The following is a 16,540-nucleotide window of genomic DNA, read 5'->3' as shown; positions in this document are numbered from 1 at the left end:
CGGTAAACTGGCTCCTGCCTGGACGAAAAAGGGAGCCGCGCAGCGCACGGCTCCCTTTCGCTGAAGCGCCTACCCTGCGCCTCTTACCTTCGTTGAATACTCAGAACTCGAACCGGGTCGTCAGCTGCCAGGTGGTGCCATCCGCCATGCGGTAGGAACCGAAGCTGCCATCCGGGTTGGCGGTCACGGCGACAAGCTCCTTGTCGCCGAGCAGATTCCGGACGTTCAGCTGCACCACCAGCCGGACCTTCGGAGTCAGCGGCCGGCGGTAGGAGACCCAGGTGTCAAACTTCACGTCGTAGTCGCCGTAGATGGGTGAGGACAGGTCATCGACCCAGTTCAGCACGGGCGCATCGAGGAACGTCTTCTTGAAGCCGAGCAGCGGCTTGTCCTGCCAGCGGGCGGCGCCGCCGACGCCGAAACCCTTGAAGTTGCCTTCGCGGAAATCGTAAGAAGTGACCAGGTTCACGTGGTATTTGCGCAGTTCGCCCACGTTCTTGCCCTCGGCCGCGAGCGCTTGGAGATAGGCGCGCTCAAAACCGTCCGTCCAGATGTAGCCGAGGTACTCGCGACTGTTGTCCCCGAAGGGCGCGATATGGGCGAAGCCCTGCTTCTGCCAATAATTGTACGTCGCGGTCGCATCGGCCGGGGTATAGCCATCCTGCGCCACTGCTTTGACCGCGGTGTAATACTTCAGGATGTTGCCGCCCCCGGATACGTTCAGGATGTTGGTGTCACTCGCCACGGTGCGCGAGGCGTTGAGCATCACGCGCCAGTTCGGGGTGATGTTGGCCGCAAGCTCGATCTCGACGCCCTTCGAGGTCTTGTCGGAGGTGTTGCCGTAGCCGGACGGGCCGCCATCAGCATTCCACAGGAAGGCGGGCGCCGCCGTCGCGCTGCCGACCGGGGTGCGCACCAGCTGGAAACCGTCATTCAGGTTGAGACCTTCGTCGGCGTAGACGTTCCAGGGCCGGAACCACTCCGTATCGGTGCGGGCGGCGAACCATTCGCGGCGATAACGCAGTTCGGCCTCGGTAATGGGGGGTTCGGAATAGACGCCGCCACCGGTCGGCCGGGGCGTCCCCTGCGCGATGTAGCCAGGCTGGCCCGGGACGGCCCGGCTGCGGATGCGCAGGGGCTGGCTCAGGAGCGCGGCGCCGTTCTCCTTGGTCCAGTTGTCCGGGATCGGCTGCGCGGCGATGGCCTTGTCGTAGCTGTCGCCGAAGAACCACTTGTTCACGAGCCACTCGGGCGTCGTGTTCTGAATGCCCGTGCTGGAGGTCGCGTCGATCATCAGGCCGTTCATCGTGCGGGCCAACTGCTGCTTGATCTGCTGGCCCGAGGGTCCGCCACCGTAGGAGGCGTTCTTCTGCACGGTCTTGAACCAGGTCACGCGCATGTCCAGCCGGCCGTCCAGCGTGTTGATGCGGAACGAGTGATCCCGGGAGACACCGGAGGGCGTGCCGTTGGGCTGGTGATACATGTCGAAGCTCAGGCTCTCCGGCCGAAAATTGCTCGAGCTGTTGAGGCTGTAGCTGAAGTTGGTGCCCCAGGGCAGCCGGCGGTTGATGAAGTCTGGGGAGTGTACCACCAGGCCCCACGCGCGGGTGGTCTGGATGGCCCGCTTGTCATTCGCCGGGTCAAACTGCCAGTTGGGTGAATCGGGCAGCGAGTGATAGCTGCCGTTCGGCCCCTGCACCTGCGTCCCCAGGTTGTACGGCGTGGCCCCGGTGGGTGTGCCGTTGGGATTCGTGAGCGTGGTGAAGCGGCTCGTGGCCCCCTTGCTCTGCTGGAAGAAACTGTCGCGCCGCACGGACCACAGGCCGACCAGCTTGTCGTTGAAGAACTTGCTCTGGGCAATGAAGGTGCGGTTGCTGACCCGCGTGGCCTGCGAGGAGGGGCCGTTGCGGTACATGTTGGCCTCGTCAGTGCGGTAGTCGTTGATCCCAGTCGCCTGCTGCCGCGAATAGCCCGGCACCCGCGGGACGGACTGCGTGTCGAGATAAAGCGAGTTGACGGTGCCCTCGCCCGGTTGCGCGGCCTGGATGGCGGTGATCGGCTGGATCCCGAGCCCGGCGATGCCGGGATTGGTCGCGACATTCGCCAGCGTGTCCAGGTAGTGCAGGCCGATGAAGTCCTCATTGGGGGCGATGTAGCGCGACAGCTCCGTCCCGGTCCCGAGGGTCTGCAGGCTGAAGCTGCGCGACTGGCTCTTGTAGGACTGCCGGGAGAGGTTGCCCGTGAAGACATGGTTGCCCAGGAGAGCCTTTACCAGCGGCCGCTTGAAATGGCTGGCCGCATCAAGCTTGTAGAAGGCGGTGAGGCGGCTCGCCGAGCGGTCCGACTCGTTGCGCAGGCCGTCGGTACCGCTGGCGATCACCAGCCGCTGGAAGCCGGGATTCGGCACCTCCGGCCCGTAGAGCGCCGGGTTGGCATACTCGGTGGCGCGCCGGATGTTCTGGTTGATGTCGATATTGATGTTGTTCGGGTTGTTGATCCAGTTGATGTGCCCGTTGCGGTGATTTTGTTCGTCGTACGCGATCTCGATGCCGAGCTTGCCGTCAAAGTAGGTCTGCACGGCATTAAGGTTGAGCGAGCGGTATTTGGCGTACTGCGAGTTGTTCGAGCCGACGAGATCGCGGTTCCAGAAATCAAACACCGTGGGATCCGTGATCTGCCCGGCCTGCCAGGTGTTCCACGGCTTGGCGGTGAACGACTGCCCGGAGATCGCTTCCATCTGGTTGATGCGCGCCAGCAGGTCGGGGTCACCCGCGAAGGTGGCCTTCTGCGTCAGCGGATGCACCCCGGGGTTCAGCACCATGTGGAAATTGTCGTAGTAATTCACCGGGGCGATCATGCCCCAGTTGCCGATGCGCGAGGTGCTCAGGTGCGCGCCGCCTCGCTGGTGGTAGGTGTCGGGAAACGCCGCGTTGGCCGGATCACCCGTCTCGCTGCTTCCAGGATTGAACCAGACCATGCCCTCCTGATCGAACCACTCGCCCACGCCGCCGATGTCGCGGTTGAGGTAGGGACCGTATTGATACCACGCCCCGCCCGGCGCGACGGTGGCCCGGTTGACCGGCACCGCGGTCGTCAGCTTGTTGAGGCGGTTCGGGTCAAACCAGCTGCTGAACATGTCATTCGGCAGCGCGAACCGCGGCCGGCTCGAATCGGTCTTGCCCACCTCGGCGTTGACCGTGACTTGGGTGAACACGGACGGACCCATCCGCGGCTCCCACCGGAGCGAGCCGGTGGCGCGGGCCGTGTCCGCATAGGTGTTCTTCTGCCGGAATTTTTCGTTTTCGTTCAGCAGGTTCACCCGCAACCCGAGGCGGTCGGCGACCAGCGGCACGTTCGCGTCGAGCGACTGCCGGGTGCCGGCGTAGCTGTTTACGCGAAACTCGGTCACAAACTTCCGCTTGCTTAGCACGGGCGCCTTGAGCGAACCGTTGATGATGCCGGCCGGGCTGCCCAGGCCGAAGAGGATCGCATTGGGCCCGCGCTGGATCTCGATGTTCTCCGTGTTGTAGGCGTCGAGCGGGATGTCGGTGGCGAAATAGTTGCGCGTGATGTCGGCGCTGCCCAGGCCGCGCACCCGGTTGCCGGATTGCGGATTGCGCAGGTTGCCATTCTGGCTGCCGGCGCCATCCTTGCCCAGGTCCACGCCCGTGTAGTTGCCATCCATGCCGTTGACCTCCGTGTTGGTCGTGTAGACCAGCAGGTCGTTCAGGTTTCGGGCGCCGGTGTCCTGCATGAACTGCGGCGTGATCACCGAGATCGGCGAGGCGATATCCTTGAGGTCGGTCTTGAGGCGGCTGCCCGCCAGCGACGAGGTCGCCAGGTAGCCCTCGTTCGTGCTGGTCGTCACCTCAAAGGGGGAGAGCTGGAGGATTTCCTCCTCGGCGACGGGCGTCAACGGGGCAGTCGTTTGCGCGCGGGCGGGGATCGCCGCCGCCCACAAGAGGACAACGGGCACAACGAAACGCGGCAGCGTCTCGGCAAGGGGGAACGAGGGGTGGTTCTTCATGGGGTTCGTGGGGTGTTGGGCCGGGCCCCGGATTCATTCCCGTCACTGTCACTGACTGGGAGCAATTTCGGGGTGGGCCGCTCGGGTCAATCCGCATCAGCGGGGCACGGGGTGAAAGCAGGTGTGCGCCGCCTCAGGGGGTTGACCCGCGCATCTGACCGCGCCCGGGCCGACCCGACAACCCCGCCGCTTGTAGCACAGGTGACAGAAAGTGGTTTTTCCCGGGAAAACAAAAGAACTCGCGTCGGGCGGGGCCCCGCAGGTATGGAAGCCCCATGGATGCGAAGCGTGTCACGCAGCAGGATATCGCGCGGAAAGCCGGCGTGCACCGCGCCACGGTTTCGATGGCCTTGCAGGGTCACCCCAACATCCCGCCGGCAACGCGTGACCGCATCCTCGGCATTGCCGCCAGCCTGGGCTACACGCCCGATCCCATGCTTTCCGCCCTCGCCGCCTACCGCAACCGGCGGCGGCCGGCCATCTACCACGGCACGCTGGCCTGGTTGATCAACTCCGCCTACGGTTTCGACTGGCGCGACCGCACCCTGCGGCCGCACTTCAGCGACTACCACGAGGGCGCCACCGCCCAGGCCAAGCGCTACGGGTTCCAGGTCGAGATCTTCGACTTCAACGCGCCCGGCATGACCCCCACCCGCCTGGCCGCGATCCTCGCCGCCCGGGGCGTCCTCGGCATCCTGCTCTGCCCCCAGCCGCGGCCGGAAACCAACCTGGAGTTCCCCTGGCAGAATTTCTCCGCGGTCACCTTCGGCTACAGCCTGGCTTCGCCGCGCCTGCACACCGTCAGCGCCACCCAATACCGCGCCATGCGCCTCACGGTGCACGAGCTCCGGCGCCTCGGCTACCGCCGCATCGGCCTGGCGTTGGATGGCGATCATGATCTCCGCACCGATCACAACTACCTCGCCGGATATCTCGTGGAAGAACACCTCGCCGGCACCGGCGGCAACCCCGCCGTGCCGAAACTCGCCACCCCCTACCCCGACCAGGGGGCCATCGCCCGCTGGCTGAAGGCCCACCGGCCGGATGCGATCGTGACGGGCAACTACCACTTCCTCGATGTGCTGCGCGCCCTCGGCCGGAAGGTCCCCGAGCAGATCGGGGTCGCGTGCCCGCTCCTGCCTTCGCCCGACACCGAACTGGCCGGCGTGATCGAGAACTCCGTCGAGATCGGCAGCGTCGCCGTGGATTTCCTCATCGGCATGATCCACCGGCAGGAACGCGGCGTGCCCGTCAATCCCCAGCGCGTGCATGTCGAAGGCCGCTGGCTGCCCGGGAAAACGCTGCGCCCCCAGCTGCACTGAGCGGTTGTCCCCTGTCACCTGTGTGACGGGCCGTGGGATTGGCGCCCCCCACACCAACCCCCACCGTGCAGATCCCCTTCGGAGTCGATCCCCGCGACTCAGGTGAGCCCTCCGCATGCCGTCCCTACCCCGCCGTGAATTCCTTCAGCTCGCCGCCCTGACCGGCGTCGGGCTGGCCCTGCCGCGCGGACTGGCCGCCCTGGCCGCGCCCGCCCCTTCAGCCGGCCTGCGCGGCGCCGCGGCCTACCGGCACTGGCAGACCCAGGCCCGCCGGCTGCTGGAACCCCTGCAGCGCCTCTTTGTGCCCGGCCAGGCCTCCCTGGCCATCGCGGGCCCCGCCTCCGCCAACGGCGTACCCGCCGATCGCCTCGAGTCCTTTGCGCGTCCGATGCTCCTCGCCGCCCACTACCTGCAGTCGGTGCCGGAAGCCGGCTCCGCGGACTTCCGGGCGGCGGTCGCACGCTGGTTCCGCGAGGGGATCGTCGCCGGCACCACCCTCGGGGGCCCGCAGGCCTGGGGCCCCGACGCCAATTACCACCAGCTGCACGTCGAGATGGGCCTGTTCGCCATCACCCTGCAGCTCGCCCCCGACCAGCTCTGGCATCCGCTCAGCCCGGCGGAAAAGGACCAGGTGGCCGCGTGGCTCGCGACCGCACGCTCCACCGGCTACGTGGACAACAACCATTATTTCATGGGCATCCACGTGCTGGAATTCCTGCGCCGTCAGGGCTACGGCCGGGCCGGGGATCGTGCGGTGGTGGACGAATATTTCTCTCGCCTGGAAGCGATGCATCGCGGCGATGGCTGGTTTCAGGACGGCATCAACCAGGCCTTCGATTACTACAACGCCTACGCCTTCAACTTCTACGGCCTGTGGTGGGCCCAGCTGCACGGCGCGGAAAACCCGGAGCGTGCCCAACGCTGGCGCGACTGGGCCCGGCGCTTCACGCAGGACTACCAGCACTTCTTCGCCGCCAGCGGCGAACATCCGGCCTTCGGGCGGTCCATCACCTACCGCTTCAACAGCACCGCCCCATTCGGCCTCACCGTGCTCGGGGCCTGCACCGACCTGCCGCTCGGCCGCCTCCGCCGGCTCTGCACCCGCAACCTGGATTTCTTTCTCGCGCAACCCATCTATCAGGAACAGGGCTGCCTCGCCATCGGCTGGACCGACCGCTTCGAACCCTCGGCCGAACTCTACACTGGCGCCGGCTCACCTTACTGGGCGGCCAAGGGCTTCGCCCCGCTGTTGCTGCCGCCGGACCACGCGTTCTGGCAGGTCCCCGAGGAACCGCTGCCCAGCGAATCCGCCGACGGCGCGTGCGTGATCCGGCCCGCCGGGCTGGTCGTGCGCCACACCGGCGGCGAGGTGGAGATCATCAACGCCGGGTCCCAGGTGTCCCACACCAACCTGCGTTACGGCGCCTGGAAATGGAGCAAAACCGCCTACCGCACCGGCCGCGCCTTTACCTGCGCTTTTCCGGCGCCGACCCATTGGTCCTCCGACTCCGCGCTCACCCTTCGGCTGGCCGACGGTCGCACCTTCGGCCGGCATGCCACCGTGGCGCTGGAAATGAGCGCGGCCCATGTGCTCTACCGCTGGGCCCTCGGCTTCGCGTGGCGCACCGATGGCCCGCCGGAGCAAATCAATGTCGGCCTCGAGACCGGCTTGTGGTGGAACGCCGGCTGGTTGCTCCAGCTCCATCGCTACGAGGCGCACCAGCCCGCCGTTTTCCGCCTCGGCGGCTATGCCCTGCCGGGGCCCGACAATGCCATCACGCGCGTCAACACCGGGCCATCGTTTGGCACCTGGCATCCCGCCACCGGCGGCAGCGTGGTGCAGCCGCTCACCGGATGCACCGCGCGGGAATGGGATGAACGGCTGGATGACCGCACGCCGCGCGCCCACCTCTCCGCCCCCTACCATGCCACCCCCGTGGCGGTCAGCCCCCCGCTCACCGGCAACGGCTGGATCGCCGCACTCGTCTGGACCGGCGGGGACCAGGCGGCCGCCCAGCCGTGGGTCGTCGGGCACACCGCGGCCGGCAACTGGCAGCTCACGCATCCCACCCTGGGCCGCTGGGCCATCAAACACTCCTTCTTGCCCGCCTTGGGGCCTGTCTCACCCCGGAGCTAAAGCCCGCGTTCGTTCCCTGCGCTTCCCTTTCATGCCGCCTTCCGATCCGTCACCCGTCCGCATCCTCGCCGCCCTGACTGGGCGCGAACGCGCCCTGTTTCTGGAACCGGTCCTGCCGAGTCAGCCGCCGGCCGCCTCCCTCGAGTTCACCGACGAATCCGATCTGACCCCCGGACGTTGGGCCCGGCTGTTGGAGAGCCGGCGGCCGGCCATCCTTATCACCGGCTGGACCACGCCACCGTTGCCCGCGGCCTGGCTGGCTCAACCCGACTGCCCCTTGCGCTACGTGTGCCACGTCACCGGCTCCGTGCGCAACCTGGTGCCGCGTTCCTTCATCGAACGCGGTGGCCTGGTCACCAACTGGGGCGAGCGCATCAGCGCGCAGGTGGCCGAGCATGGCCTGCTCCTCGCCTTGGCCGCCCTGCGCAATCAGGGCGCCTGGACGGCCTTTCTCGCCCGGCCCGCCACCACCCGCCGGCTTACCGAATTGCGCACCCGCACCCTCTTCGGCCTGCGCGTGGGCCTCCACGGTTTTGGCAGCGTGGCCCGCGCCCTCCTCCCGCTGCTCCGCCCCTTTGGCGTTACCTTGGCCGCCTACTCCGCCGGCGTGCCGGAGGCGATCTTCGCGGCCCACGGGGTGCGCCCCGCGGCTTCGCTTTCCGCGCTCTTCACGGATTCGGACGTGCTCTTCGAGTGTGAATCCCTGACCCCCCTGACCGAAGGCACCGTCACGGCCAGCGTGCTCGCCGCCCTCCGGGACGACGCTGTCTTCGTCAACATCGGCCGCGGCGCCGTCGTTGACGACGAAGCCCTCGTGCGTGAGGGCCGGGCCGGGCGCATCCGCCTGGCTCTCGACGTGGTCACCGCCGAGCCGGTGACTCCGACCTCGCCGTTTTTTAGCGTACCGGGCCTAGTGCTCTCGCCCCACATCGGAGGTCCGACCGCCGACCGCTACGCCGATTGCGGCGGCCATGCCCTCGCCAACATCGCCCGGGTGCTCGCCGGCACCCCGCCGGAGGGTCTGATCACGCTCGCCAGCTACGACCGCGCGACCTGAGATGGTTTCCGTCCGGTCGCACCCACCCCTTCCACCCCCGCCATGCTTTCCCCGTTCGACTACGTCGTGGTCCTGTTCTATCTGCTGTTCCTCACCAGTATCGGCTGGTTCTTCCGCCACACCGGCAAGGACACGAGCGAGTATTTTCGCGGCGGCGGCAAGATGGCTTGGTGGATGGTCGGCGCCTCCGGCTTCATGGGAGCGTTCAGCGCCTGGACCTTCACCGGCGCCGCAGGCCTGGCTTATGACCATGGTTTCGTCGTGATCATCCTGTACTGGGCCAACGCCCTCGGCTTCTTCTTCAACTGGTCCTACTTTGCCCGGATGAGCCGCAATAGTCGCGCCATCACGGCACTCGAGGCCGTGCGCGCCCGCCTGGGCCCGGTGAACGAACAGGTGTTCACCTGGCTCCAGGTGCCGTTCCAGGTCCTGCAGGCCGGCATCTGGCTCTATGGTCTCGCCATCTTCTGCACCCCGGTCTTCGGCCTCGACCTGCGCGTCACGATCGTAGTCTGCGGCGTAGTCGTGGTCTTCGTCGCCGCGGCCGGCGGCTCCTGGGCCGTCGTGGCCGGCGATTTCATCCAGGCGCTCGTGCTGGTGCCGATCACCCTCGTCGCGGCGTTCACCGCCGTGCAATATATCGGCGGCCCCTCCCGCTTTCTGGAGGCCCTGCCCGCCACCCACTGGGACCTGACCGCCGCCGCCGCCGACTTCGGCCCGTGGTGGATCATCGCGGTCCTCCTGGAGAAGGTCACCAACATCAACGGCCTCAACTACGCCTCCCGCTACCTCTGCGTCAGCGACGGCGCGACCGCGCGCAAGGCCGCCCTGTTCGCCGCCCTCCTCTTCCTCGTGGGCTCCGTGTTCTGGTTCATCCCGCCGCTGGCCGCCCGCGCCGGCGGCCTCGCGCTGGGCACGCACGCGGGCGTCGCCAACCCCGCCGAGATGTCCTACATCATGATCGCCGCGCAATGTCTCCCTGTCGGCCTGCTCGGCTTGTTGGTCACCGGCATCATCTCCTCCACCCTCTCCTCGATGGACTCCGGCCTCAACCGCAATGCCGGCATCTTCGTGCGCAGTTTCTACCTCCCCGTGCTCCGCCCCGCCGCCGGCGAAAAGGAACTCGTGCTCGCCGGCCGCCTCACCACCTGGGCCTTCGGCTTCCTGGCCATCGTCATGGCCCTCTTCTACAGCACCTGGCGTGACATCGGCGTCTTCCAGCTGATGATGAACTTCAGCGCCCTGGTCGCCACGCCCTACGCCGTGCCGCTCTTCTGGTGCCTCTTGGTGCGACGCTCCCCCGACTGGGCCGCTTGGTCCACCATTCTGGTCTGCTGTGCCGTCGGCGGCGCCGTCAGCCTCGTACCCCAATCCGACTGGGCGGCGGCCCTCGCTCCCGGCCCCGTGGCCACCGCGCTTGCGTGGGCGAAAACCCAAAGCTACGTCGCGATCACCCTCGCCAACGTCGTCTTGGGCTCCCTCTGGTTTTTGGGTGCCTCCGTCCTGGCCGGCCAGCGTCGGCTCACCCCCGAGCGCACGACGCAGGTCGCGCAGTTCTTCCGCAATGTCGACACCGACATCTCCCCGGCCGAGCTTGAGCAACCCGATGACAAGCGTCACCTCGGCATCGCGCTCATGTGCCTCGTCTACGGTGCCTTCATCGCCCTGCTGGCCGTGATCTCCCCGAGCTGGTCGGGCCGCCTGTGGCTCTTCTTCTGCGCCCTCTTCATGATCGGCGTCGGCCTCGCCATCCGTCGCACCACCCGGCGGGCCAATCCTCCCACCCCATGAGCCCCCCCACCACCACCAGTCGGCTCGTACTGCTGGCGCTCACTCTTTGCCTCACCGCCCTGACCGCAGCCCCCGCACTGCCGCCGCCGGAACCGCTCGATCATTTCATCACCCGCAAGGGCGACCGGCTCTATGACGGCGACCGCGAATACCGCTTCGTGTCGGTCAACATGCCTGACGTGCTGCAGATCATCACGAACTACCGCTTCGACGGCGAGACCCCCGAGCTGCGCCTGCGCGTGCCCGACGAATTCGAGCAGCGCGATGCCATCCGCACCGTCCGCCAGATGGGCGGGCGCACGCTCCGCACCTTCATGATCACGGCCCGCCAGGGCCCGCACCCGGCCGTGATGTTCGATGTCGCGCAAAACCCCGTCGTCGCCAACGAGTCCGCTCTCCTCGCCCTCGACCGACTGCTGCAGATCAGCCGCGAGGAGGGGGTACGCCTGCTCATCCCGCTCATCGCCTACCGCAGCGCCCTCCGCGGCGACCCCGATACCTACGGTCCTGACTTTTGGGTCACCGGCAGCGAGGCCAACCTGAAGTTCAAGAACATGATCGCGCAGGTTCTCGGACGCACCAACCCGCTCACCGGCATCCCCTACCGCGACGACCCGACCATCTTCGGCTGGCAGACCGGCAACGAGCTCGTGATCGGCACCGACCCCGTCCGTCGCCGCTGGCTGCACGATATCGCCGCCTATATCAAAAAACTCGCGCCCAACCACCTGCACATCGACGGACGCAACAAACCCAACGACGTCTACGATCTCTACGATGAGTTCGCCGACAGCCCGCACATCGACGCTGTTTCCTACCATACCTACGTGAACCTCCCCCAGGCCGACTCGCCCGCCGGCACGCTGCGCCTCATCCGCAACCAGCTGCGCGGCCGGATGCCTGTGATCGTGACCGAGGTTGCCATGTATACCCCGCCCAAGGCCCTTCGAGAATTGCTCGAAGAGATCATCGCCGGCGGCACCGTCGGGGTGCAGTGGTGGGGCATCCGTTTCCACAACCGCGACGGCGGTTTCTACAAGCACAGTGACCGCGGTTCGAAATACGAGGACCTCAACTGGCCCGGCTTTGCCGAGCCGCCCGGCGGCCTGCCCGAGGTCTCCCGCGAACGCGAGCTGCTCGGCATCCTGCGCGACTACGCCGCCCGCATCACCGGCACGACCGCCCCGGCCCCGGCTGCGCCCGAGGCCCCGGTCCTCCTCCCCGCCTCCGACCCCGGTCATCTCTCCTGGCAGGGCTCAGCCGGCGCCAGCGCCTACGAGATCCAACGTGCCCCCGCCGTCGGCGGACCGTGGACCAGCCTCACCCGCGACTTCGGTGACCACCTCGCCCCCTACACGCCTCTCTTCTGTGATACCACCGCCGCGCCCGGTGGCACCTACTACTATCGCGTGCTCGCACGCAACAACGGCGGCGTCTCCGCGCCCTCCAACCTCATCGGCCCCCTGCAGCCGGACCGCCACTGGCTGGTGGACGATCTGTTCGATGAAACCGCCTGGGATGCATCCTCAACCAATCTGCAGATCACGAAGGCCTACGCCCACGACGCCTACTTGGAAGACATCGCGATCATCCATCGGCGCGATCCCGCGCAATCCGGCCGCCTGGTCTACCGCCTGCCCGGGCCGGTGCGCAGCTTCACCCTGACCGCCTTCGACAGCGAGACTCCCCCGCGCTTTTTCCTGACCGACCCCCAGGGCGCGCGAACCGAGGTGACACCACAGGTGACCGCTTACCAGCAGGGCAAGCGCGCGCGTTACTCGACCGACCTTCCTGCCAACCACGCCGCGCTCCTCGAGATCGAACTTCCCGCCGGCGCTGCGCCCATGCTGGCCCTCGGCCGCGTTGAACTTTCCTGGATCCCCACCCCATGAACTCCTCCCGTCGCGATTTCCTCAAACTCGCCGGGGGTGCCGGACTGGCCGCTGCCTTGCCCGGTGGCGTCACCGCCACCGCCACCCCGCCGCGCTCCACCACAAATCCGCTCCCGCGCTGGCGCGGCTTCAATCTCCAATATCTCTACCGGCCCGGCCCCGCCATGCTGAAGCCCGACGAGGACCATTTTCGCTGGATCGCCGGCTGGGGCTTCGACTTCGTGCGCCTGCCGCTTAACTACCGCACCTGGCTGAAAAACAAGGCGCCGGCCAACGAGCTGATCAAACCCGAGGATGTCTACGACCTGGATGAGAGCACCCTCGCCCTGGTGGACCAGGCGGTTGAGCTCGGCGGCCGGCACGGTGTGCACGTGTGCCTGTGCTTCCACCATGCGCCCGGCTACCGCGTCGGCAAGAATGTGAGCGAACCCTTCGTGCTCTGGCGCGATCCCGCGGCGGTCGAAGCCTTCACGTTTCATTGGAACCTGTTCGCGCGGCGCTACCGCGACATCCCGGCCGACCGGCTTAGCTTCAACCTGTTCAACGAAGCTCCGTGGCCCAACGACAACTTCAACGGCGCGATCTACCGCCACGCCGTCACTCCCGCTGTGGCCGCCATCCGGAAACACCGCCCCGACCGCATGATCATCGCCGACGGTGCCGGCGCCGGCAACCTACCCGTGCCGGAACTCATCCCGCTGGGTGTGCACCAGAGCGTGCATTGCTACATTCCGGGTTCACTCAGCCACTATCAGGTCGACTGGATGAAAGACCGCACCGACTGGCCCGTGCCGCAGTGGCCAGGCGCGTTGGGCGATGGTGACTACCGCTGGGACCGCGAACGCCTGGAGCTGTATTATTCGTCGTGGCAGGACCTGCTCGCGCAGGGCGTGGGTGTCCATATGGGCGAAACCGGCGGCTCCCACCGCGTGCCCGCGTCAATCTCCCGGGCTTGGCTGGGCGACGTGCTCGGCGTGTGCCGCGACCTCGGCATCGGCTGGGCGCTCTGGGATTTCCTCGGCCAGAGCAAATTCGGCATCCTCGATTCCGAGCGCAACGACGTCGCGTATGAGGACTGGTACGGCCACAAGCTTGACCGAACGATGCTGGAGCTGCTGCAAAGGTCTTGAGGCAGATCCAACGAGCAATGCGGCATCGCTGCGGCTCGGGCTGTTTTAACTGCAGGGTGGGAGACAAATCCCAAGCCTTCCAGCTTCAGCTGTAGGGTCGGCGCCTACGCCGACCTAACCCGCGAGGTCGCCGCAAGCAGCGACCCTACAAGAGATCCAGAATGCCGTGACCCGTTGGACGTCGCCGCCCTCGCCTTACCGCGACCGGCTCTGCAGCACCTTGATGTAATTCGCGCGCTCGTGCGCGGCGGGGTTCGGGCACCGCTTCAGGTTCAGGCGGCCGCGCAGGACGTCGATATCCTCAAAATCGCGTTCCTCCATCCAGCGGCGCATGCCGAGGAGCAGCTGGGTCAGAACCCGCGGCCCTTCCTTGATCAGCTGCGAAACTAGCTGCACCGTGTGCGCACCGGCCAACAGCGCCTTGATGATGTCTTCGGCCCGGTGCACGCCGCCGCTGCACGACAACGAGCCTTTCAGGTGCGGTGACAGCACCGCCAGCCAGCGCAGCCGCAGGAGCAGTTCCGACGAGTCCGAGAGCGTCAGGTGCGGATGCACGTCCAGTTCCTGCAGGTCGAAATCCGGCTGATAAAAGCGATTGAACAACACGACGCCCTTCGCGCCGGCCTTCTCCAGCGCCAAAGCGAACTGCGCCGGCGCGGCGTGGTAGGGCGAAATCTTCGCCGCCACCGGGATCTTCACCACGCTGCTGATGTTGTGCACGGTCTCGATCATGTCGTCCTCCACCTGCTTGCCGCTCATCAGCGGGTCGGTGATCAGGTGATACAGGTTCAGCTCGATGGCATCCGCGCCGGCCGATTCCAGCTTGTGTGCGTAATCCGTCCAAGCCCCCGGCCGGTGGCCGTTCAACGAGGCGATGACCGGGATCTTCAGCGTGCTCTTCAGGTGCCCGATCTGCTCCAGGTAGGTGTTCGGCGTGAGCGGATAATCCGTGTAGGCCGGAAAAAACTCCCGCGCGCCGGAAAAGGCCTCGCCCGGGTTGGTGTCCAGCAGGTACGACATCGAGCGCTGCTGGTGGTCGATCTGCTCCTCGAACAGCGAGCGCATCACGATGGCCGCCGCCCCGGCATCCTCGAGCCGGCTGGCGCCGTCCACCTCGTCGCAAAACGGCGACGCGCCGACGATGAGCGGATTCTTGAGTTTCAGGCCAAGGTAGTTCGTCGCGAGGTTCATGGGGCGGGGCTCCGGGGGTTGGCACGCCCGGGGGCCGGGCTCGCAGGGGGGCGGGAAGCCGGGGGCGTGGAAGGCATGGGCGCGGGGGTGAAAAAATCAGCTGAACCGGTCTGCCCCCATCATCCCACACCCCACCGGCCGCGGCTATGCAATTCTTGGCAATAGCCCTCTGCCGGTTGGGGGCTTCCCCGGTGAGTAAACGAAGGAACGACCGGTATGAACCCGGAAGAATGCTCGGGACAGGACTCGAACCTGCACGCCTTACGGCAAGGGCTTCTAAGACCCTCATGTCTGCCATTCCATCACCCGAGCGAGGAGGACTTCGCCTGCAGATTCCCGATTTTAACCGGGCCCGCAAGCGCTACTTCAGGCCGGCCGTGGCGGCCAACCCCGGCTCCCGCCGCGCCTGGGTCGCCGCCTCGTAATCCGCTGCCAGGCTCAGGAGCTTACCCTCGGTCCAGGCTGCCCCGTAAAAGGAAATTCCCACCGGCAGACCGCGCCAGTCGCCCGTCGGCACCGTCACACTCGGGTAACCCGCCACCGCCGCCGGGGACGAGCTGCCGCCCGTGTAGGCATCCCCATTCGCCGGGTCGATCAGCCAAGCCGGGCCGTTAGTGATGCTGACCAGTGCGTCGAGCTGGTGTTTCGCCACTAGGGCATCGATGCCCTCCGTCCGCGTGAATTTCAAACATGCGGCCCGGGCCTCGAGGTACGCCGCCTCGGTCAGCGGCCCCTTGGCCTGCGCGCGCACCATCAGTTCCTGCCCGAAATGCGCCAGCTCCTGCGCGGCCTGCGCCTCGTTGAAGGCAATCACATCCGCCAGCGTCTTGATGGGCGAATCCGGCCCGAGTGTGGCAAAATAGGCGTTCAGCCCGTCCTTGTACTCATAGAGCAGCACCTCCATCTCCGGCTCCCCCGCGCGGTTGAAATCCGGCTGGTCGCCGAGGTCGACGACCTCCGCCCCCGCCGCCTTCAAGCGTTCGATCGCAGCCTCCAGCAGCGGTTGCAACCGCGCATCGAGTCCGAATGGCCCGCGTACCACGCCCAGGCGGGCCCCTTTCAGCGCCCCCGGCTTGAGCTGCGTGGCAAAATCCAGCGCCAACCCGGCCGGCCTCGTCGCGGTCACCGCGTCCTTGGGATCCACCGCCGCCATGGCCTCCAGCAGCAGCGCGGCATCTCGCACCGTCCGCGTCATCGGCCCGGCCGTGTCCTGCGAGGCCGAGATCGGGATGATGCCGGTGCGGCTCACCAGACCGACCGTCGGCTTCACGCCGACCAGTCCGCACACCGAGGCCGGGGACACGATCGAGCCGTCGGTCTCCGTGCCGACGGCCACCACGCACAGGTTGGCCGCCGCCGCGGCCGCGGAACCGGAGCTCGAGCCCGAGGTGTTGCGGTCGAGCGCGTACGGATTGCGGGTCTGGCCGCCGCGGCCGCTCCAGCCGCTGATGGATTTTTCCCCGCGAAAATTGGCCCACTCGCTCAGGTTCGTCTTCCCGAGGATCACCGCGCCCGCCGCGCGCAGCTGGGCGACGATGGCCGCGTCGTGCGGCGGTTTCGCCCCGACCAGCGCCAGCGAGCCGGCGGTCGTCTGCATCTGGTCCGCCGTGGCGATGTTGTCCTTGATCAGCACCGGGATCCCATGGAGTGGCCCGCGCACTTTGCCCGCCTGCCGCTCCGCATCGAGCTGCTGCGCGATGGCCAGCGCCTCGGGATTGAGCTCGATGATGGCATGCAAAGTCGGCCCGGCCCGGTCCACCGCCGCAATGCGCTCGAGATAGGCGGTCGTCAGAGACACCGAAGTCAGCTGCCCCGACGCCATCTGCGCCTGCAGACCGCCGATCGTCGCCTCCGCATGGGGAAAATCCGCCCAAACGAACGAGACGACGCAACAGAACACCAGCCACAGACGTGATTTCATGCGATCGGTTTAACCACGGATCACACGGATGATCACGGATAAAACCACCGGATTGGCCCAATCTTATCCGCG

General features: G+C 67.0%; 9 protein-coding genes and 1 tRNA gene. 6 read left to right on the top strand and 4 right to left on the bottom strand.

Annotated elements, in window-relative coordinates:
* Nucleotides 1-100: 100 nt before the first annotated feature.
* Nucleotides 101-4,027: a TonB-dependent receptor plug domain-containing protein gene (locus tag Verru16B_RS09220; protein WP_069962011.1), complete on the bottom strand. Its 3,927-nt coding sequence runs from the start codon at nucleotides 4,025-4,027 to the stop codon at nucleotides 101-103.
* Between the two features lie 275 nt (nucleotides 4,028-4,302).
* Here Verru16B_RS09220 and Verru16B_RS09215 point away from each other — a divergent pair, with 275 nt between their 5' ends.
* From Verru16B_RS09215 to Verru16B_RS09190, 6 genes are all read left to right on the top strand, one after another.
* Nucleotides 4,303-5,349 carry a LacI family DNA-binding transcriptional regulator gene (locus tag Verru16B_RS09215; protein ID WP_069962010.1) on the top strand — a complete coding sequence of 349 codons (1,047 nt, stop codon included), beginning with the start codon at nucleotides 4,303-4,305 and terminating at the stop codon, nucleotides 5,347-5,349.
* Between the two features lie 115 nt (nucleotides 5,350-5,464).
* The gene (locus Verru16B_RS09210) at nucleotides 5,465-7,486 is read left to right on the top strand and encodes a DUF2264 domain-containing protein (RefSeq protein WP_069962009.1); all 2,022 of its coding nucleotides are present in this window, start codon (nucleotides 5,465-5,467) and stop codon (nucleotides 7,484-7,486) included.
* Between the two features lie 31 nt (nucleotides 7,487-7,517).
* The gene (locus Verru16B_RS09205) at nucleotides 7,518-8,543 is read left to right on the top strand and encodes a hydroxyacid dehydrogenase (RefSeq protein ID WP_069962008.1); all 1,026 of its coding nucleotides are present in this window, start codon (nucleotides 7,518-7,520) and stop codon (nucleotides 8,541-8,543) included.
* Nucleotides 8,544-8,585: 42 nt separating this feature from the next.
* Nucleotides 8,586-10,334 carry a sodium:solute symporter family transporter gene (locus Verru16B_RS09200; protein WP_069962007.1) on the top strand — a complete coding sequence of 583 codons (1,749 nt, stop codon included), beginning with the start codon at nucleotides 8,586-8,588 and terminating at the stop codon, nucleotides 10,332-10,334.
* Nucleotides 10,331-12,226 carry a glycoside hydrolase 5 family protein gene (locus tag Verru16B_RS09195; protein WP_069962006.1) on the top strand — a complete coding sequence of 632 codons (1,896 nt, stop codon included), beginning with the start codon at nucleotides 10,331-10,333 and terminating at the stop codon, nucleotides 12,224-12,226. The genes Verru16B_RS09200 and Verru16B_RS09195 overlap by 4 nt, the downstream gene beginning before the upstream one ends.
* Nucleotides 12,223-13,356 carry a glycoside hydrolase family 5 protein gene (locus tag Verru16B_RS09190; RefSeq protein ID WP_069962005.1) on the top strand — a complete coding sequence of 378 codons (1,134 nt, stop codon included), beginning with the start codon at nucleotides 12,223-12,225 and terminating at the stop codon, nucleotides 13,354-13,356. Before Verru16B_RS09195 ends, Verru16B_RS09190 begins: the two co-directional genes overlap by 4 nt.
* 195 nt (nucleotides 13,357-13,551) lie before the next feature.
* Here the strand turns inward: Verru16B_RS09190 and Verru16B_RS09185 are convergent, their stop codons facing one another.
* The 3 genes from Verru16B_RS09185 to Verru16B_RS09175 all read right to left on the bottom strand — a co-directional run bounded on the left by Verru16B_RS09185 (nucleotide 13,552) and on the right by Verru16B_RS09175 (nucleotide 16,468).
* Nucleotides 13,552-14,547: a dihydroorotate dehydrogenase-like protein gene (locus Verru16B_RS09185; RefSeq protein WP_069962004.1), complete on the bottom strand. Its 996-nt coding sequence runs from the start codon at nucleotides 14,545-14,547 to the stop codon at nucleotides 13,552-13,554.
* A gap of 231 nt (nucleotides 14,548-14,778) precedes the next feature.
* Nucleotides 14,779-14,859 (bottom strand) — tRNA-Leu (locus Verru16B_RS09180).
* 49 nt (nucleotides 14,860-14,908) lie between these two features.
* A complete protein-coding gene (locus Verru16B_RS09175; RefSeq protein ID WP_083270237.1) occupies nucleotides 14,909-16,468 on the bottom strand; it encodes an amidase in 1,560 nt (519 codons plus the stop codon).
* Nucleotides 16,469-16,540: the final 72 nt, after the last annotated feature.

It is taken from the genome of Lacunisphaera limnophila (assembly GCF_001746835.1).
GTDB lineage: Bacteria > Verrucomicrobiota > Verrucomicrobiia > Opitutales > Opitutaceae > Lacunisphaera > Lacunisphaera limnophila.
The sequence above is the reverse complement of the archived record's forward strand: the minus strand, read 5'-3'. Positions and strand labels throughout refer to the sequence as shown.